Source organism: Paracoccus sp. NBH48, assembly GCF_015390265.1.
Taxonomy (GTDB): Bacteria; Pseudomonadota; Alphaproteobacteria; order Rhodobacterales; family Rhodobacteraceae; genus Paracoccus; species Paracoccus marcusii.
Genome location: NZ_VUOJ01000007.1, coordinates 1 through 18756, shown reverse-complemented (window position 1 = coordinate 18756; position 18756 = coordinate 1). Strand labels below are relative to the sequence as shown.

Sequence of the window (18756 nt, the reverse complement as noted above, 5' to 3'; positions counted from 1 at the left end):
AGCGGAAAAACCGATGGTGTCAGCGCGTCTTTCCGGAAAAGCCCGGCGGGCGGCGGGCGATCCAGGCCCAGAACGGGGCCAGGTCGGGATGGGTGCGCAGCGCCTCGACCGTGTTCACGTTTCGCGCCAGCTCCGTCTCGCGCAGGGTCTTGTGGATCGTCTTGTGGCAGATGTGGTGCAGCAGCACGGTGGGGCCCCCCTTGCCGCCGCGCAGCTTGGGGATCAGGTGATGGCGGCTTTGCGGCACGTCGGGCGGGATCGGGCGCAGGCACAGAGGGCAGACCGGGTCGGGGTCTGACGCCATCGTGACCTCTGGTTCGGTATATCTGGATTTACGCATCTGTCCGCCGTCGGTTAGGCCGAAGGACATCTGACCCCGGACCCGCCGAAAGGACAAGCCATGCCGACCCGCCGCTTTCTTCTGGCCTCTGCCGGCGCCTTCGCGGCGATGCCCGCCTTTGCGCAGGACCGCCCCAACCCGATGCCCGAGGAGCTGCGCCAGGCGCTGGAACGCGACCCGACCGCACCGGTGCTGGGCAATCCCGACGGCAACATCACCCTGACCGAGTTCTTCGATTACAACTGTCCGCACTGCAAGACGATGCTGCCGCTGATGTCGGAACTGGTCCGGTCGGACCCACAGCTGCGGGTAGTGCTGCGCGAATGGCCGGTCTTCGGTCCCGGATCGGAATTCGCGGCGCGCGCGTCGCTGGCGACGCTGCCCACGGGCAACTACTGGCGGCTGCACGCCGCCCTGCTGGGCATGCGCGCCCGCGCCGAGGAGGCGACCGTGATGCGCGTTGTCCGCGACCTGGGCCTGGACGAGGCCACGATCCGCACAGGCATGCAGGCCGATACCGTCGAACGCCACATCACCTACAGCCACCTGCTGGGCGACCACATGGGGCTGATGGGCACGCCAAGCTTCATCTGCGGGGACGAGGCCGCGTTCGGCGCGATGACGCTGGAGGAGCTGCGCGCCCTGGTCCAGCGCGGACGGCGGACGATGGGGGTCTAGTCCCCCGCCGGGTCGCGCCGCCCCCACGCGGCGTCCTGCATCTCGCGCAGGCGGGATGCGGTGCGTTCGAACTCGAAGCTGCCTTCGCCCTCGTTGTACAGCTGTTCGGGCTGGTCCGCGCCGCTGGCGATCAGCCGGACCCGCGCCTCGTAAAGGGCGTCGATCAGCGTCACGAAGCGCTTGGCCTCATTATAGTTCGACGCCGACAGCCGCGGCACGCCGTCGATCAGCAGCACGTCGACCGCCCGCGCCACCGCCAGGTAATCCGCGGGCCCAAGCGGCTTGCCGCACAGGTCCCAGAAGCTGGACCGTGCCGCGCGCCCGACATGGGCGGGCAGGGTGACCTGGCGCCCCTGCACGGTCAGGACCAACGGTTCGGGCGTGGCGTCGCCGGTCAGCTCGGCCCAGACGGCGTCCAGTTCGGCCCGTGCCGCCGCGTCGGCGGGGGCAAACCAGACCTGACCGCCCTGGCGGTTCTGGCGATAGTCGGTGCGGCTGTCCAGGCACACCACCTCCATCCGCTGGCGGATCAGTGCGATGAAGGGCAGGAACAGCTGGCGGTTCAGCCCATGCTTGTACAGGTCGTCCGGTTCGCGGTTCGACGTTGTGACCACCGTCACCCCCTGGTCGAACAGAACCTGGAACAGCCGCCCCACGATCATCGCGTCGGCGATGTCGGTGATCTGCATCTCGTCAAAGCACAGCAGGCGGACCTGCGCCGCCACGGCCTCGGCCACGGGGCGGACGGTGTCCTGCTCGCCGCGCTTGCGCGCCTCGTTCAGGCCGGCCTGGATCTCCTGCATAAATTCGTGGAAATGCACCCGCCGGGTGGGAATGTCGCCGGCCGCGTCGGCCATCAGGTCCATCAGCATGGACTTGCCGCGCCCCACGCCGCCCCACAGATACAACCCCTGCACCGCGGGCACCGGATCGGGGCTGCCCACGCCCAAAAAGGCCCGCCACGCCGATCGCGGCTTCTGCGGCGGTGTCGCCTGCAGCTGATCCAGAACGCGGTCCATGTGCGGCAGCACCGCTGCCTGCGCGTCGTCGTGGCGCAGCGCGCCCGATGCGATGCGCTGGCGGTAAAGATCGCTGACCTTGCCCATGGCGTGCCCCTGTCCTGTGACCGATGCACCCCTGCCACGGCGCGGCCCGTGCCCGCAAGGGTCTGCGGCCTTGACCGCCGCGGCGTGCCCGTGCGACGCCCGACGCGATCCCCGCTGACGAAGGTGCGCCGATGACCGACCTGCCGATCCTGTTCGTGATGGCCGCCCAGCCCGAATACGGCCCGGCCCTGCGCGCGCGCATCCAGCCGCTGATGACCGGCATCGGCCCGATCGAGGCCGCGGTCCAGCTGACCGCCGCGCTGGCCCGCATGGACCGGCTGCCCCGGCTGATCGTATCGCTGGGGTCGGCCGGGTCCGCGCGTCTGGCCCAGACCGAGGTCTATCAGGTGGGCGCCGTCGCCTGGCGCGACATGGATGCCAGCGCGCTGGGGTTCGCGCGGGGCTGCACGCCGCTTCTGGACCTGCCGCGGGTGATCGACCTGCCGCACCGCATCCCCGGCCTGCCGGTGGCCAGCCTGTCCACCGGCGCCGACATCGTCAGCGGCCCGGCCTATGCAGCGATCGAGGAGGACATGGTCGACATGGAGACCTTTGCCCACCTGCGCGCCGCCCAGAATTTCGGCGTGCCGCTGATCGGGCTGCGCGGCATCTCCGACGGGGCGGCCGATCTGGGCGGGATGGACGACTGGACCCGCTATCTTCAGGTGATCGACGGCAAGCTGGCCGCGGCGGTGGACCTGCTGCACAAGGCGCTGGCGCAGGGACGGCTGGTCCTGTGACAGGGCGCACGCTTGTCCTTGGGGCGGCGGCCCCCTAAACCGGGGCGGCAACGGACAAAGACGGGCAAGCATGGCACGCGGCGCAAGCAATCTGGAAGACCGGCCCACCAGCCGGCGGGTGGGGGCGCTTGGCGCGCTGTGGCCGTTCGTCCGGCCCTATCGCGGGCAGATGGTGCTGGCGCTGGTGGCGCTGGTGCTGACATCGGCGATCAGCCTGATCCTGCCACTGGCCGCACGCCGGGTGGTCGACAATTTCGACGACGGCGCGGGCCTTCTGGACAAGTATTTCGGCGCGGCCCTGATGATCGTAGCGCTGCTGGCCCTGGGCACGGCGGCGCGGTACTTCTTCGTGACACGGCTGGGCGAACGGGTCGTGGCCGACATCCGCAAGGCCGTCTATGCCCGCGTGATCACCCTGTCGCCCGCCTTCTTCGAACGCGTGATGACGGGGGAAATCCTGTCGCGCATCACCACCGACACCACGCTGATCCAGTCGGTCGTGGGGTCGTCGCTGTCCATCGCCCTGCGCAACATGCTGATCTTGGCGGGGGGCATGGCGATGCTGGCCTGGACCTCGGTCAAGCTGATGGGGCTGGTGCTGCTGATCGTGCCCGCCATCCTGATCCCGATCATCGTGCTGGGACGCCGCCTGCGCGCCCTGTCGCGCGCCAACCAGGACTGGATCGCCGCATCCTCGGGCACAGCGTCCGAAACCCTGCTGGCCGCCCAGACCATCCAGGCCTACACCGCCGAGGCGCGCAGCATGGTGCGCTTTGACGACGTGACCGAACAGTCCTATGTCGTGGCCCGCACCCGCATCGGCACCCCGCGCGGTGATGACCGCCATCGTGATCTTCCTGATCTTTGCGGGCGTGATCGGCGTGCTGTGGGTCGGTGCCCGCGACGTCCAGGACGGGGTGATGACCGCGGGCCAGCTGGTGCAGTTCGTGATCTATGCGATCCTGGTCGCGGGCGCGGCCGGCGCCCTGTCCGAGATCTGGGGCGAACTGCAACGCGCCGCCGGGGCGACCGAACGCCTGGCCGAACTGCTGTCCGCGACGGACACGCTGACCGATCCGGCGCGCCCGGTGCCCCTGCTGCTGCCCGTGCGCGGAGAGATCGTGCTGGAGGGGGTGGCCTTCAGCTTTCCCTCGCGTCCCGACGCGCCGGCCCTGCACGGGATCGACCTGACCATCCGGCCGGGGGAGACCGTGGCGCTGGTCGGCCCGTCTGGGGCGGGCAAGACGACCGTGATCCAGCTGATCCAGCGGTTCTGGGACCCGCAATCGGGTCGCGTGACGATGGACGGCACCGACCTGCGCCAACTGGCCCGCGTCGATCTGCGCAGCCATATCGCGCTGGTTCCCCAGGACCCGGTGATCTTTGCCGCATCCGCCGCCGACAACATCCGCCTTGGCCGCCCCGACGCGACCGACGCGCAGGTGCAGGCCGCGGCGCGGGCGGCGCATGCGCATGACTTCATCGCGGCCCTGCCGCAGGGATATGACACCGCGTTGGGCGAACGCGGCGTGATGCTGTCCGGCGGTCAGCGCCAGCGCGTGGCCATCGCCCGCGCGATCCTGCGCGACGCGCCGGTCCTGCTGCTGGACGAGGCGACCAGCGCGCTGGACGCGGAATCCGAATCGCTGGTCCAGGCCGCCGTCAGCCGCCTGGCCGAGGGGCGCACGACCGTCGTCGTGGCCCACCGCCTGGCGACGGTCAAGAAGGCCGACCGGATCGTGGTCCTGGATCAGGGCCGGATCGTGGCCACCGGCAGCCATGACGAACTGGTCGCGCAGGGCGGGCTCTATGCACGCCTGGCGCGGATGCAGTTCACCGACGGGCCGGGTGACAGGCCGGTCGACCCCGCCTAGCGCGGGGCGGCCAGCACCATCGCCCAGAACACCGTCCGCCCGTCCGCCGCCAGCGCCTGGCCGATGCCCACGTGGCGCACCCGCGCATGCAGCATGTTCGACCGGTGCCCGCCGACCGCGCCCAGCTGCGCATCGCGGCGCCTGCGTCGCGCTGGCCCGCGGCGATGTTCTCGGCCACGACGGAGGCGGCATAGCCCGCCGACCGGGCGCGTGCCTTGACGCCCCCGCCGCCCCGATGGCTGAGCCTGCCGCGGGCGGCCATCTCGCAGGCCTGGCGGGTCGCCGCCGCCGTCAACGCGGGATCGACCGTCACCGCGCCCAGCCCGGCCTGGGCCCGCATCTGGCTGACGGAGGACGCGATCGCCTGACTGGCCCGGGGCGGGGGGCGTGGCGCAGGATGTCGACGCATGGGCCGGCCATGCGCCGGCCACGATCAGCGCCAGCGCGGCGATGCGGTTGAAATGTCGGGTCATCCGATCCTCGTCTTTGTGGTCATCCGAACGAGTCGGGCCGCAGGTCATGCCCGCGGCCTAACGGGGGGCCGCATAGACGGCGGCCCAATAGGTCGTGCGCCCGTCCTGGGACGTCGCCTGTCCCACGCCGAAATCGCGCACCTGCGGCAGCATGATGTTGGCGTGATGCCCCGGCGAGGCCGTCCATTCCGACAGCACCCGCGGCAGCAAGAATGGCCCCGCGGCGATATTCTCGGCCGAGACGGTGGGCTGATAGCCCGCCTGCTTCAGGCGCATGGCGGGACCGGTGGTGGTGCTGCCCAGATGGGTCATGCGCCCGCGCTGCGCCATGTCGCAGGCATGGCGCGCCGCGACCCGGGCCAGCCGGGGATCGGCGCGCAGTGGCGTCAGGCCGGCGCGGGCCCGCGCGCGGTTGCTCACCTGCGCCGCCATCGCGTTCCGGTCCGGCGCCGTCGCGCCGCATTGTGCGGGTCCGGGCGGGCCGACCTGGACCGCGTGGGGGTCGTGTCCCACCGGCGCCTGCGGGGTGGCCGCGCATCCCGCCAGCAGCGCCGCGCCCAGGATCATCAGCGATCCCCGTCCGTATCCTGTCCAGTTCGTCATGCCCTGCGGTGACCCCGTTTCCAAGCGCGCCTTGGTTCTTATAGCCGCCCCGGGTTAACAAGCGCTTTCGCCCCGATGCGGCCTTGGCGCCCTGGTTTGGCGGAACCGTGCCGACATGGCGGTCGTTCGGTGGCGGAACATCACAAGGACCTTTGCACATGGCCATCTGGGATTTCGTGAAAGACGCGGGCAAGTCGGTCTTCGGCAAGGCCGAGGCCGCCACGCCCAAGCCCGCCGCCGCGGCCCCTGCCGCAGCCCCCGCCGCCGCGCAGCCCGCGGCCCAGGACGACACGCAGCGCAAGGTCGCGGCGCTGAAGGCGGAGCTGCGCGCGCTGAACCTGGACGGCGACGACGTGCACCTGCGCCTGCGCGGCGACACGGTGGTCGTCGAATCCAAGGGCGCCGACCGCGAGACACTGGAAAAGCTGATCCTGGCCGTCGGCAACATCGAGGGCATCGCCAAGGTCGAGGCCGACCTGCCCGCCGACGCGCCCCAACCTGTCTTCCACACCGTGAAGAAGGGAGAGACCCTGTCCGCCATCGCCAAGGAGCACCTGGGCAACGCGAACAAGTACGCCGCGATCTTCGAGGCGAACCGCCCGATGCTGAGCGATCCCGACAAGATCTATCCGGGCCAGGTCCTGCGCATTCCCGCCGCGGACTGACCACTCCGGTCGGACCGTCATGACGCCGCGTCGGCCATCGGTTGACGCGGCGTTTTCACATGCGGCGGACCGGTCGGGACTTGCCCGCCCGGCCTTGTCGGACCATCCTGACCCGCAGGGAGGGGCCGCAGCCGATGCGGCCCGACAGCAGGGGGACCAGATGGGCAAGTTCGGCAGCTATGCGGACCGCGACAGGATCGAACAGGAAGGCAGCTTTGACGCGCGCGGCCTGCCGGTCACGATCTATGAATTCCTGTCGCGCACGGCCGAGCGGTTTCCGCAGCGGCCCGCGATCTCGTTCCAGCTGCTGTCCGGGCCCAAGGATCACGCCGTCACCCTGTCCTGGCAGGACCTTCTGGAACGCGTGACCGAAACCGCCAACCTGTTCCGCAGTCTGGGCGTGGGGCCGACCGACACCGTCGCCTACCTTCTGCCCAACAGCATCGAGACGCCGGTGGTCCTGCTGGCCGGGGCCACGGCGGGGATCGTGAACCCGATCAACCCGCTGCTGGACGCCACCCAGATCGCCGGCATCCTGCGCGAGACGAATGCCAAGGTGCTGGTCACGCTGAAGGCCTTTCCCAAGACCGACGTGGCGCAGAAGGCCGCCGAGGCGGTGGCACAGGCCCCGAACGTCACCCATGTGGTCGAGGTCGACCTGAACCGCCATCTGCGCGGCCTGAAACGCTTTATCGTGCCGCTGATCCGCCCCAAGGTGAAGGTCCGGCACAAGGCCAAGGTCCTTGATTTCGAGGCCGCCACCAGCGCGCGCAAGCATACCGCCCTGGAATTCGACGACCCCAAGGCCGACCGCGTCGCGGCCTATTTCCACACTGGCGGCACCACCGGCACGCCCAAGGTGGCCCAGCACAAGTACAGCGGCATGATCTATAACGGCTGGTTGGGCGGCACATTGCTGTTCGACGAGACCGACGTGCTGATGTGCCCGCTGCCGATGTTCCACGTCTTTGCGGCCTATCCGGTGCTGATGTCCTGCATCGCGTCCGGCGCGCATGTGGTGATGCCCACGCCCGCCGGATACCGGGGCGACGGGGTCTTCGACAATTTCTGGAAGCTGATCGAGCGGTGGCAGGCGACGTTCCTGATCACCGTGCCCACGGCCATCGCCGCCCTGATGCAGCGCCCGGTCAACGCCGATGTGGGCAGCCTGAAGACCGCCATTTCGGGTTCGGCGCCGCTGCCGATCGAGCTGTATAACCGCTTCAAGGCGGCCACCGGGGTGGAGATCGCCGAAGGCTACGGCCTGACCGAGGCCACCTGCCTGGTCAGCTGCAACCCGGTGGACGGGCTGAAGAAGGTGGGCTCGGTGGGCATCCCGCTGCCGCACACGCATGTCCGCATCCTGAACCACGACGATGCGGGCCGGGTGCATGAATGCCCCACCGATGTCGTCGGAGAGATCTGCGTCGCCAATCCCGGTGTCTTCCCCGGCTCGACCTATACCGAGGCCGACAAGAACCATAAGCTGTTCGCCGACGATCGGTACCTGCGCACGGGCGATCTGGGCCGGATCGACGCGGACGGCTATCTGTGGATCACCGGGCGGGCCAAAGACCTGATCATCCGCGGCGGCCACAACATCGACCCCGCCGAGATCGAGGAGGGGATGCTGTCGCACCCCGCCGTCGCGTTCGCCGGGGCCATCGGCCAGCCCGACGCCTTCGCGGGCGAACTGCCCTGCGTCTATGTGGAACTGGTCGGTGGAGCCACCGTGACCGTGGACGAACTGGCGGCCCATGCCCGCGACCATATCCATGAACGCGCCGCCGTCCCCAAGCATATCGAGATCCTGTCGGAGCTGCCCAAGACCGCGGTCGGCAAGATCTTCAAGCCGGACCTGCGCCGCCTGGCCATCAGCCGCGTCTATGACGCCGCCCTGCAGGGCACCGGCGCCCGCGTGGTCGAGGTGCGCGAGGACAAGAAGCGCGGGTTGGTCGCCCGATTGTCGCGCGAGGGCAACGTCGCCGAGGATCAGGTCCACGAGAGGCTGGGTCAGTTCACGACGCCCTGGGACTGGGCGTGAGGGCGGGGACCGGGGGCCGTCAGGCGCCCCGGTCCTGTTCGTCCTTGGCCCACAGATAGCCAATGAAGGCGCCCTTGATCAGGCGAAGCAGCACCAGCGTCATCACCGTGGTGATCAGCCCGGTGACCGCCAGCAGCGTCGCGGGTTCGGGGCGCCAGACGTTCCAGATGATGCCGAACAGCGGGATCAGCACCAGGAGCATCACCGTCATGGTAAAGAACGCCGGCCCGTCCGCCGCCGGATAGCGGGACAGGGGCGCCTGGCAATGCGCGCAGACCGGGTTCACCTTCAGATAGCCCTGCATCAGCTGCCCCTCTCCGCAGGAAGGGCAGCGGTTCATGACACCCCGCAGGATGGCGGCGCGGCTGTCTCGGATCTGGGTCATGGGCTGTCCTTGGGTTCGGGCGTGGCCTAGCCGTTGTCGCGCAGGATGCGCCCGGCCAGATACAGGGATCCGCAGATCAGGATACGCGCGCCGGGGTGGCGGGTCACCAGCTGTTCCACCGCCTGCGCGGCATCCTGGGCCACATGCGTGGTCATGCCGACCTGGCGCGCGGCGTCGGCGGTCTGGGTGGCGGGCAGGGTGTTCGGCTCTCCGGGGATGTCGATGGCGGTCAGGCTGGCGGCGTGGTCGGCCAGCGGACGCAGATAGCCCGCGACATCCTTGGTGTTCAGCATGCCGCAGACCAGATGCGTGGGGCGCGCGGGCATCGCGGCCAGGGTCGCGGCCAGCGCCTGCCCGCCCGCGGGGTTGTGCCCGCCGTCCAGCCACAGCTCTGCCCCCTGGGCCAGATCGACCAGCGGACCATGGCGCAGGCGCTGCATCCGGGCGGGCCATTCGGCCTGCGTGACGGCGGCGCGAGCCTGCGCGTCGGTGGCGCCAAGCGCGCGCAGGGCGGCCAGCGCGGTGCCCGCGTTCTGGACCTGGTGCGGGCCGATCAGGTTCGGGCGGGGCAGGTCCCACAGCCCGTGATCGTCCTGGAACACCATGCCGTCGCGCTCCGGCTGGATCATCCAGTGCTGGCCATGTGCGACGATGGGCGCGGACAGGCCCATGGCGCGCGCCTCGATCACGCGCAGGGCTTCGTCGTCCTGGGGGCCGACGATGACGGGGACGCGGGGCTTGATGATGCCGGCCTTTTCGGCGGCGATTAGGGGCAGCGTCTCTCCCAGGTACTGGGTGTGGTCGATCGAGACCGGCGTGATGACCGTCAGGCGCGGCGCGTCGATGACGTTGGTCGCATCCAGGCGCCCGCCCAGTCCGACCTCCAGCAGGGTGAAGTCCGCGGGGGTGCGGGCGAAGGCCAGGAAGGCCGCGGCGGTGGTGATCTCGAAGAAGGTGATGGGCTGGCCGTCATTCGCGCCCTCGACCTGGGCCAGCAGGTTAGCCAGGGCGTCGTCCTCGATCAGGGTGCCGCCAGGCGGATGCGTTCGCGGAACTGGGCCAGGTGCGGCGAGGTATAGGCATGAATCCGCGCGCCGCCGGCCTCAAGGCCCGCGCGGATCATCGCATGCGTGCTGCCCTTGCCGTTGGTGCCCGCGATGTGGATCACCGGGGGGATGACGCGTTCGGGGTTGCCCAAGGCCGCCAGAAGGCGGTGCATCCGGTCAAGCGACAGGTCGATCACCTTGGGGTGCAGCGCCATGAGGCGCGACAAGATCGCATCGGATGTGGTCATGTCATGCACCGGGGGCCAGCCCCCGGACCCCCGGGGTATTTCGACAAAGAAGAATTACTCGGCCGGGGCCGGCGCGGGCGTGGGGGCCGGCGCCGGGATCGGGTCGTTGACCGGTTCGGGCGCTGGCAGGTCGGCGCGGGTGGGGGCGGGCAGGCCGCCCAGCATCCGCAGGATCGAGACCAGTTCGTCGCGCAGCTTGCCGCGATGGGTCACGCGGTCCAGCATGCCGTGTTCCAGCAGATATTCGGCGCGCTGGAACCCTTCGGGCAGCTTTTCGCGGATCGTCTGTTCGATCACGCGCGGGCCGGCAAAGCAGATCAGCGCGTTTGGTTCGGCGATGTGGATGTCGCCCAGCATGGCATAGCTGGCGGTGACGCCGCCCGTGGTCGGGTGGGTCAGCACGACGATGTAGGGAATGCCGGCCTCGCGCAGCATCCCGACCGCGACGGTGGTGCGGGGCATCTGCATCAGGGACAGGATCCCCTCCTGCATGCGGGCGCCGCCCGCGGCGGAGAAGAGGATCATCGGCTTTCGGACCTTGATCGCCCGTTCGGCAGCCGCCACGATCGCGTTGCCCACATACATGCCCATGGACCCGCCCATGAAGCTGAAGTCCTGGCCCACGGCGATGACCGGGGTGCGGCCGATCTCTCCCTCGGCGACCAGCATGGCCTCCTTTTCGCCGGAGGATTTCTGCGCGGCCTTCATGCGGTCGGGGTATTTCTTCTGATCGCGGAACTGCAGCGGGTCTGCGATGGGCTCGGGGACCTTGACCTCGACGAAGGCGCCGCCGTCGAACAGCGCACCGAAGCGGTCTCGCGGCGTGATCGCCATGTGGTGATCGCAGTTCGTGCAGACGTTCAGGTTGTCCGACAATTCGCGGTGGAACAGCATCGTCCCGCATTCGGGGCATTTCGTCCACAGGTTCTCGGGGACTTCGCGCCGCGAGAACAGCGAGTTGATGCGCGGGCGGACGTAGTTCGTGATCCAGTTCATCGCGAATGGCCTTGGCTGTTTCAGGCCCCCAGATAGGGCCCCACGCGGGGAATTGCAATTGCCGGGGGGGCGGCTGATGATGCCGGGCATGTGGACGACCCTGTTCTTTTTCACGCACACGACCCTGTCGCTGGTGATCATCGCCCGCGTGCTGCTGCGTCCCAGGGTCGAGCCCTCGGTGCGGCTGGCCTGGATCATGGTCGTCGAGGCGGTGCCGCTTTTGGGGATCGCGGCCTATCTGCTGTTCGGAGAGGTCCGCATGAAGCAGGCCGAGGTCCAGCGCATGTCCGACGTGCGCGACCGCCTGACCGGCCTGCGCACCGCCGTGCCCGCCGTCCGCGCCGACCGGTCCGACCCGGCGGGCCCGATCATCGCCGCGAACGAGGCGGTGGGCGGCATGCAAGCCGTCCAGGGCAACAGCCTGCAGCTGCTGGAGGAGAGCGACGGGGCGATCGACGAGTTGGTCGCGGCCATCGATGCGGCGACCGATCACGTGCATCTGCTGTTCTACATCTGGCTGCCCGATGCCAGCGGCACCAAGGTCGCCCAGGCCCTGTGCCGCGCCGAGGATCGCGGCGTGCAATGCCGCGTCATCGTCGACGCCCTTGGGTCGCGGTCGCTGGTCCGGTCGGAACTGTGGGACCGGATGAGCCAGGCGGGCGTGGAATGCGTCACCGCCTTTCCCTGGGGCCTGCCCTTCATCAGCATCCTGTTCCAGCGTCTGGATCTGCGCAACCACCGCAAGATCCTGGTGATCGACAATGCCGTGGCCTTTACCGGCAGCCGCAACTGCGCGGACATGGCGTTCGCGATCAAGGCGCGCTTTGCCCCTTGGGTCGACATCCTCGTTCGGGTCGAGGGACCGGCGGTGCGCCAGCTGCAGGGCGTCTTCCTGTCGGACTGGATGAGCTATACCGGCCGCGATCTGGGCCCCATGCTGCAGCCGGTGGCACCGGTGGCCGATCCCGGCGTCGCGGCGCAGGTGGTGGCCACCGGCCCCGACCTGCGCGCGGGCAGCGTGTCGGACTGCCTGTCCGCGATGCTGCACGCGGCGCGCGACCGGGTGGTGATCACCACGCCGTACTATGTCCCCGATGATGCGCTGGACGCGGCGATCCGGGCGGCGGCGCGGCGCGGGGTGCAGGTCACCATGATCCTGCCCGCCCGCAACGACAGCCTGATCGTGGGGGCGACCAGCCAGGGCTTCTATTACGGGCTGCTGGCCGCCGGGGTCCGGCTGATGCTGTTCCGCGACGGCCTACTGCATTCCAAGATCCTGACCGTGGACGGGCGCATGGCGATGATCGGCAGCGCGAACCTGGACCGTCGCAGCTTCGAGCTGAACTATGAGGTCAACATGGCGGTCTATGACCCGGAATTCGTGGGGCTGCTGGATGCGCGGCAGGCCAGCTATGTCGCGCGGGCCGACGCGATCACGCTGGACCAGGTGCGCGCCTGGTCGCCGTGGCGGCGCATCCGCAACAACGCCCTGGCGCTGGCATCGCCGCTGCTGTGATCACAGGGGCAGGGCGGTCGTGTATTTCGTCTGACGCAGCACGAAATGCGTCACCGTGCTGCGGATGATGCCCAAGGACAGCATCCGGCGCATCAGGAAATGTTCCAGCCCCTCGGGGTCGGTCGCCACGATCTTCAGCTGATAGTCGAAGGTGCCGGTGATGGTCGCGCATTCCAGGATCTGCGCCTCGGTCTGCACGAAGCGGTCGAACCGCGCCAGCGTCGCCTCGGTATGGTCCAGCAGCGACACCTGGACATAGGCAAGGGCATGCAGCCCGGCCTTGGCCGGCGGAACCAGCGCCACCTGCCGGTCGATCACCCCGGTCTCGATCAGTCGCCGCAGCCGCCGCCACGCGGGCGATGTCGACAGGCCCGCCGCATCGGCCAGCCCCTGGGTCGACAAAGTCGCGTCCTGCTGCATCAGGCGCAGGATGCGGCGGTCGGCGTCGTCCAGATCGGGCATCGGTTTCCCCTGTTTCGGCGATATGCGAGATGATGTGCCGCCAAAGCCGGCTGGACAACCCATTCCGGCAAAGTTTTTCCCCCACATCCGGTAATCTGGACCGCAGAGGAGGACGTGCCATGCCGAAATCGACCGAATATGCCGCCAAGGTCGCCGATGACCGGGGTTTCATCGCCTATGACGCCGAGGAGGATGCCGTCTGGCGCGACCTGATGGCCCAGCAGCTGCCCGCCGTGCGGGACCGGATGGCCTCGCCCTATTTGCGGGGTCTGGACCTGCTGGACCTGCCGCAGGACCGTGTGCCGCAATGCCCCGAGGTGTCGGCCAAGCTGGGCGCGCTGACCGGGTGGCGGGTGGAACCCGTGCCGGCGCTGATCGGGTTCGGGCGGTTCTTCGGCATGCTGGCCGACCGGACGTTCCCGGCCGCCAGCTTCATCCGCAAGCGCAAGCATTTCAACTATATCGAAGAGCCGGACATCTTCCACGAGATCTTCGGCCACACCCCGCTGCTGACCGATCCGGCCTTTGCCGCCTTCAGCCAGGCCATCGGCGCGGCGGGAACGCGCTGCGACAAGGCCGATTTTGCCTGGCTGATCCGCCTGTATTGGTTCTCGATCGAATTCGGGCTGATGCGCGAGGATGGCCAGCTGAAGGCCCTGGGGTCGGGGCTGGCCAGTTCGGTCACCGAACTGCCCTGGGCCATTTCCGGGCAGGCGGAACAGCGGCCTTTCGACGTGATCGACATCCTGCGCACGCCCTATCGGATCGATATCCACCAGCCGGTCTATTTCGTGATAGACGATCTGGACGACCTGTTCGCCGCCGCCCGGCGCGACCTGCTGGCCGACATCGCCCAGGCCCGCGCCCTGGGGCTGCACGCACCGAAATACCCGCCCAAGACCGCCGCCTGAAAGGACCGATGCCATGACCACCTGCGATCTTGCCGCCCGCGACTGCGAACCCTGCAAGGGGGGCGTGGCACCGCACGACCCGGCGACCGCCGCCACCATGCTGACCCGGCTGACGGGCTGGACCCTGTCGGACGATGGCACCGCCATCAGCCGGCGCTTCACCTTCAAGGGGTTCGCCAAGGCGGTGGAGATGGCGAACCTGGCCGCATGGCTGGGCAACAAGCAGGGCCACCATCCCGACATCGCCTTCGGCTGGGGCTATTGCACGGTGACCTTCACCACGCACGAGGCCGGCGGGCTGACCGACAACGACTTCATCTGCGCCGCCCGGCTGGACGCGCTGGTGGCCTGAACGGCACGCGTCAGGGTTGTCCGGCGGCCCGTCACGGTCTATCCCCAAGTCCAGGGGTTTCCAGCATACGGGCCGTGCCGCATGACGAATCGTCGCCTTGTCCGGGATGACCGGCGCCAGACCGGGGGTCGCGTCCATGTCGCGCCATGAGACCAGCTGGCTGTCGCGCCGCCGGCGCGGCCATGCGGCCCGGCAATGGTCGCGGATGCTGAAATCGGTCACGCGCCGCGACCGGCCCCTGGATCCCGACCTGCGCGACGAGGCCCGCGACCTGCATCAGGTGCTGTCGCGTCTGCTGCACGCCGCCGACGCGCGCAGCGTGGGCGCCCGCGATTCCCTGTCGCGCATCGATCTGCCGGCGGGAACCGACTGGCGCTGGCGGCCCCAGATCCTGCAGGCGCGCCATGCCGCCCCCGCGCTGATCGCCCCGGAAGCGGGCCTGTGGCTGTCCCCCGAGGTGGCGCTGTTCCACGACTGCGCCGAACGTGCGCTGATCCTGCGGCAGGTGCGCAACCGCCGCGCCACCGACCTGTCCGATTACGGGCTGGCGCTGGAGGTGATGGGGTTTTCCGGCAGCTTCCTGTCGTTCTCGCTATCGCTGCCGGTCGAGGCGCTGCGTGATCTGGGCGGGCATCACATCATCCGGCTGGACGCGACGCTGCAGGCGGAACGCCCCATCGCGGTCTATGCCCGGCTGAACATCCAGCAGGGTCCGAACACCGAAACCATGCTGCGCAAGATGGGCGAGCCGATCGAGGGCCGCCATTGCGACCGCATCGTCGAGTTCGACCTGGGCTATGCCGAACTGTCCGCCCGGTCGGTCGAGAAGGCATGGCTGGACCTGATCTTCGAGGCGCCCTTCATGAACGCGGTCGGCCTGCGCGATGTCATCCTGTCGCGCCATCCCCGCGCCCAGATCTGAGGATATGGCCATGCCGCATTTCGACAATCACGGCCTGAAGGGCGGCGTCTGGCGCGGCGCGCTGACGGGCATCGACGCACCCGGCATCCGGGTCGTGCTGATCCAGCACGCCGAGGTCCTGGCCGAGGCGCGCGTGACCGCCGACGGCCCCGGCCGCTGGCTGGTCGAGGCGGACCTGCCGGCCCAGGTCCTGTCGGACGGGGTGCAGACGCTGCTGCTGAAGACGGCGGCGGGGCCGGGACAGGACAGCGGGCCGGACGGGTATGTCCTGGCGCGGCTGTCGCTGATGGCGGGCCAGCCCCTGGACGAGGATCTGACCGCCGAGATCGCCGCTCTGCGGGCCGAGCTGGAACTGGTCAAGCGAGAGCTGCGCCGCTTTGCCGCTGACCTGACCGGGCGCTAGGTCCCGTCACCCGGCCGTCATGGTTCCTTGCGAAAAGCGGGGGGCGTGGCTATATCGCGGCTTCGCGACCCGCCCCCCGTGTTTCTTGACGTAAGGTTGACCATGACCCTGCCGCAGACGCCGCATTACCTGATCGACATGGCCCGTCTGCGCGCCAACATGGAAAAGGTCGCCCATCTGCGCGAGGCGTCGGGCGCCAAGGCGCTTCTGGCGCTGAAATGCTTTGCCACCTGGTCGGTCTTCGACCTGATGCGCGACTACATGGACGGGACCACGTCCTCGTCGCTTTATGAACTGCGCCTGGGGCATGAGACCTTCGGCAAGGAAACCCACGCCTATTCCGTGGCCTGGGCCGATCACGAGATCGACGAGGCGGTGGGTTACGCCGACAAGATCATCTTCAACAGCCTGTCGCAGCTGGACCGCTTCGGCGCCAAGGCCGCGGGCATCGCGACCGGCCTGCGGCTGAACCCGCGCTTTTCGACCAGCGGCTTCGATCTGGCCGACCCGGCGCGGCCGTTTTCCCGCCTGGGCGAAGGCGACGTGGAGCGGCTGGAATCCGCGCTGGACCGCATCAGCGGCGTGATGATCCACTACAACTGCGAAAACGGCGACTTCGACCTGTTCGACCGCCAGCTGACCCGGATTGAGGACGAGTTCGGCGCCATCCTGAAGCGCCTGGACTGGGTGTCCCTGGGCGGCGGCATCCACTTCACCGGCCAGGGCTATCCGCTGGACCGGCTGGCCGACCGCCTGAAGGCCTTCCAGGACCGCTTTGGCGTGCAGGCCTATCTGGAGCCCGGAGAGGCCAGCATCACCAACACCACCACGCTGGAGGTCAGCGTCCTGGACATCATCGACACCGGCAAGCCCGTGGCGATCGTGGACAGCTCGACCGAGGCGCATATGCTGGACCTGCTGATCTATCGCCAGGACGCCCCGCCTGCCGCAGGAGGGCGATCACCGCTACCAGATCGCGGGCAAGACCTGCCTGGCGGGCGACATCTTCGGAGAGGCGGGCTTTGACCGGCCCCTGCGGATCGGCGACCGGGTCAGCATCCAGGATGCGGCCGGATACACGATGGTCAAGAAGAACTGGTTCAACGGCGTCGCCATGCCCGCCATCGCGCGCCGCGAGGAGGACGGAACGATCCGCACCGTCCGCAGCTTCGGTTACGACGAATACAAAGGCAGCCTGTCCTAAGGCCACCCATCCTCTGCCACCTGAAGGAGACAGAATTGGCGAAAAAGAACGTGCTCATCATCGGTGCGGGCGGCGTGGCGCAGGTCACGGCCCACAAGGTCGCGCAATGGGCGGCCGAATTCGGCGACCTGCACATCGCGAACCGCACGCAGGCCAAGGCCGACGCGATCATCCAGTCCTTGCGCGAGAAGGGTCATGACATGGCCTGGACCAGCCATGCGCTGGACGCGATGGACGCGGACGCGGTCGAGGCGCTGATCCGGCAGGTGGATGCGGGCATCGTCATCAACGTGGGCACGGCCTTCATCAACATGACCGTCCTTGAGGGCTGCATCCGCGCGGGCGCCGCCTACATCGACACGGCCATCCACGAGGATCCCGCCAAGATCTGCGAGACGCCGCCCTGGTACGGCAATTACGAATGGAAGCGCCGCGAGGACGTGGCCAAGGCGGGCATCACCGCCATCCTGGGCGCGGGCTTCGATCCGGGCGTGGTCAACGCCTATGCGCGCCTGGCCGAGGACGAGTATTTCGACAAGGTCGACAGCATCGACATCGTGGACATCAACGCCGGATCGCACGGCCGTTGGTTCGCCACGAATTTCGACCCCGAGATCAATTTCCGTGAGTTCACCGGCACGGTCTATTCCTGGCAGAAGGGCGCCTGGCAGGAGAACCGCATGTTCGAGGTCGGCCGCGAATGGGACCTGCCCGTGGTGGGCAAGCGCACCGCCTATCTGTCCGGCCATGACGAGGTCCACAGCCTGTCGGCCCGCTACCCGCAGGCCGACGTGCGGTTCTGGATGGGGTTCGGAGAGCATTACATCAACGTCTTCACCGTCCTGCAGAAGCTGGGCCTGCTGTCGGAACAGCCGGTCACGCTGGCCGACGGCACGGACGTGGTGCCGCTGAAGGTGGTCAAGGCCGTGCTGCCCGACCCGGCCAGCCTTGCCCCCGACTATGAGGGCAAGACCTGCATCGGCGACCTGGTCCGCGGCACCCGCGACGGCAAGGAGGCCGAGGTCTTCATCTACAACGTCGCCGACCACAAGGAGGCCTTCGAGGAGGTCGGCAGCCAAGGCATCAGCTATACCGCGGGCGTGCCCCCGGTCGCGGCGGCGATCCTGATCGCGCGCGGCCCGTGGGACGCGGGCAAGATGGCTAATGTCGAGGATCTGCCCGCGCGACCCTTCCTGGAGCTGCTGGGAGAGATGGGCCTTCCCACCCGCGTCATCGACGCATCGGGCGATCATCCGGTCTGATCCAGGCCGATCCGAAATAACGTGAACGCGGCGGTTCGGAACATCCGGGCCGCCGCCTGCGTTTGCGCAGCACACGGGTGCCACCGGCGTTGGGGAACGCGGCGCCCGTATCGGGGGTTCGACATGCCAGGTCCTGAAGGACATCTTTTTCCACGGTTTTCACAGCGCGCCGACAGCAAGGTCCCGGTTCTGGCGAACTGGGCCGTGATCGGCATCTTTCTGGTCATGGCCTTTGCCGCCATCGCCGCGGGGCGCGATTTCCTGATGCCCGTCACCATGGCGATGCTGCTGTTCTTCGTCTTCACGCCCCTGCGCCGCTTTGCCGAACGCCGCGGCATCCCGGATGCGGCGACCGCGGCGGGCATCACCCTGTCGATCCTGCTGGCCGTGGGGGTCATCGCCTATGCCGCCAGCGGCCCGCTGAGCCGGGCGATGAGCAACATGCCCATCATCAGCGCGAAGCTGGAGCAGAAGTTCGACAGCGTCCGCGACAGCCTGTCGGACCTGCGCGAGGCCGCCGCACGCA

General features: G+C 68.8%; 16 protein-coding genes and 5 pseudogenes. 13 read left to right on the top strand and 8 right to left on the bottom strand.

The window, feature by feature from the left end; genetic code table 11:
• Positions 1-19 precede the first annotated feature (19 nt).
• Positions 20-340, bottom strand: coding sequence for an HNH endonuclease (locus tag F1642_RS12630; protein WP_232303365.1), 321 nt, complete (start codon positions 338-340; stop codon positions 20-22).
• A 60-nt stretch (positions 341-400) separates the two neighbouring features.
• Between F1642_RS12630 and F1642_RS12625 the strand changes: the two genes are divergently transcribed.
• The gene (locus F1642_RS12625; protein WP_139598999.1) at positions 401-1018 is read left to right on the top strand and encodes a DsbA family protein; all 618 of its coding nucleotides are present in this window, start codon (positions 401-403) and stop codon (positions 1016-1018) included.
• Here F1642_RS12625 and zapE read toward each other — a convergent pair.
• On the bottom strand, positions 1015-2124 hold the full coding sequence (gene zapE / locus F1642_RS12620; RefSeq protein ID WP_194886385.1) for a cell division protein ZapE: 1110 nt from the start codon (positions 2122-2124) through the stop codon (positions 1015-1017). The two genes, F1642_RS12625 and zapE, sit on opposite strands and share 4 nt — an antisense overlap.
• Before the next feature lie 131 nt (positions 2125-2255).
• Between zapE and F1642_RS12615 the strand changes: the two genes are divergently transcribed.
• Positions 2256-2864, top strand: coding sequence for a 5'-methylthioadenosine/S-adenosylhomocysteine nucleosidase (locus F1642_RS12615; protein WP_045983308.1), 609 nt, complete (start codon positions 2256-2258; stop codon positions 2862-2864).
• Between the two features lie 70 nt (positions 2865-2934).
• Positions 2935-4738: pseudogene (locus tag F1642_RS12610) on the top strand (ABC transporter transmembrane domain-containing protein).
• Positions 4739-4904: 166 nt separating this feature from the next.
• Here F1642_RS12610 and F1642_RS16570 read toward each other — a convergent pair.
• Positions 4905-5078: pseudogene (locus F1642_RS16570) on the bottom strand (CAP domain-containing protein); the annotation flags it as partial.
• Positions 5079-5268: 190 nt separating this feature from the next.
• Complete coding sequence (locus F1642_RS12600; RefSeq protein WP_255522436.1) at positions 5269-5814, bottom strand: CAP domain-containing protein; 546 nt, start codon at positions 5812-5814, stop codon at positions 5269-5271.
• Positions 5815-5972: 158 nt separating this feature from the next.
• On the opposite strand from F1642_RS12600, the gene lysM reads away from it, so the two are divergent.
• A complete protein-coding gene (gene lysM / locus F1642_RS12595) occupies positions 5973-6479 on the top strand; it encodes a peptidoglycan-binding protein LysM (RefSeq protein WP_194886383.1) in 507 nt (168 codons plus the stop codon).
• 160 nt (positions 6480-6639) lie between these two features.
• Positions 6640-8523, top strand: a complete 1884-nt coding sequence (locus F1642_RS12590) for an acyl-CoA synthetase (protein WP_194886406.1) — start codon at positions 6640-6642, stop codon at positions 8521-8523.
• Between the two features lie 19 nt (positions 8524-8542).
• Here F1642_RS12590 and F1642_RS12585 read toward each other — a convergent pair whose 3' ends face one another.
• The 3 genes and pseudogenes from F1642_RS12585 to accD form a co-directional block, all read right to left on the bottom strand.
• The gene (locus F1642_RS12585) at positions 8543-8908 is read right to left on the bottom strand and encodes a DUF983 domain-containing protein (RefSeq protein WP_045982397.1); all 366 of its coding nucleotides are present in this window, start codon (positions 8906-8908) and stop codon (positions 8543-8545) included.
• A 26-nt stretch (positions 8909-8934) separates the two neighbouring features.
• Positions 8935-10202, bottom strand: a pseudogene (locus F1642_RS12580) (folylpolyglutamate synthase/dihydrofolate synthase family protein).
• 54 nt (positions 10203-10256) lie between these two features.
• The gene (gene accD / locus F1642_RS12575; protein ID WP_194886382.1) at positions 10257-11198 is read right to left on the bottom strand and encodes an acetyl-CoA carboxylase, carboxyltransferase subunit beta; all 942 of its coding nucleotides are present in this window, start codon (positions 11196-11198) and stop codon (positions 10257-10259) included.
• A gap of 88 nt (positions 11199-11286) precedes the next feature.
• Between accD and cls the strand changes: the two genes are divergently transcribed.
• Positions 11287-12714 (top strand): cardiolipin synthase, encoded by a 1428-nt coding sequence (cls, locus tag F1642_RS12570; protein WP_045982400.1) that lies wholly within the window; start codon positions 11287-11289, stop codon positions 12712-12714.
• On the opposite strand, the gene F1642_RS12565 is transcribed toward cls, so the two are convergent.
• Entirely contained in the window at positions 12715-13176 is a 462-nt protein-coding gene (locus F1642_RS12565) for an Lrp/AsnC family transcriptional regulator (RefSeq protein WP_045982401.1), read from the bottom strand.
• Positions 13177-13295: 119 nt separating this feature from the next.
• Between F1642_RS12565 and phhA the strand changes: the two genes are divergently transcribed.
• The 7 genes and pseudogenes from phhA to F1642_RS12530 form a co-directional block, all read left to right on the top strand.
• Complete coding sequence (phhA, locus tag F1642_RS12560; protein WP_194886381.1) at positions 13296-14087, top strand: phenylalanine 4-monooxygenase; 792 nt, start codon at positions 13296-13298, stop codon at positions 14085-14087.
• A gap of 13 nt (positions 14088-14100) precedes the next feature.
• Positions 14101-14439: a 4a-hydroxytetrahydrobiopterin dehydratase gene (locus F1642_RS12555; RefSeq protein WP_194886380.1), complete on the top strand. Its 339-nt coding sequence runs from the start codon at positions 14101-14103 to the stop codon at positions 14437-14439.
• A gap of 136 nt (positions 14440-14575) precedes the next feature.
• A complete protein-coding gene (locus F1642_RS12550; protein WP_194886379.1) occupies positions 14576-15361 on the top strand; it encodes a DUF6478 family protein in 786 nt (261 codons plus the stop codon).
• A gap of 10 nt (positions 15362-15371) precedes the next feature.
• Complete coding sequence (locus F1642_RS12545; protein WP_194886378.1) at positions 15372-15764, top strand: hypothetical protein; 393 nt, start codon at positions 15372-15374, stop codon at positions 15762-15764.
• Positions 15765-15872: 108 nt separating this feature from the next.
• A pseudogene (locus F1642_RS12540) lies at positions 15873-16968 on the top strand (carboxynorspermidine decarboxylase).
• Between the two features lie 35 nt (positions 16969-17003).
• On the top strand, positions 17004-18230 hold the full coding sequence (locus F1642_RS12535) for a saccharopine dehydrogenase family protein (RefSeq protein WP_046001263.1): 1227 nt from the start codon (positions 17004-17006) through the stop codon (positions 18228-18230).
• Positions 18231-18353: 123 nt separating this feature from the next.
• Positions 18354-18756 (top strand): annotated as a pseudogene (locus F1642_RS12530) (AI-2E family transporter); the annotation flags it as partial.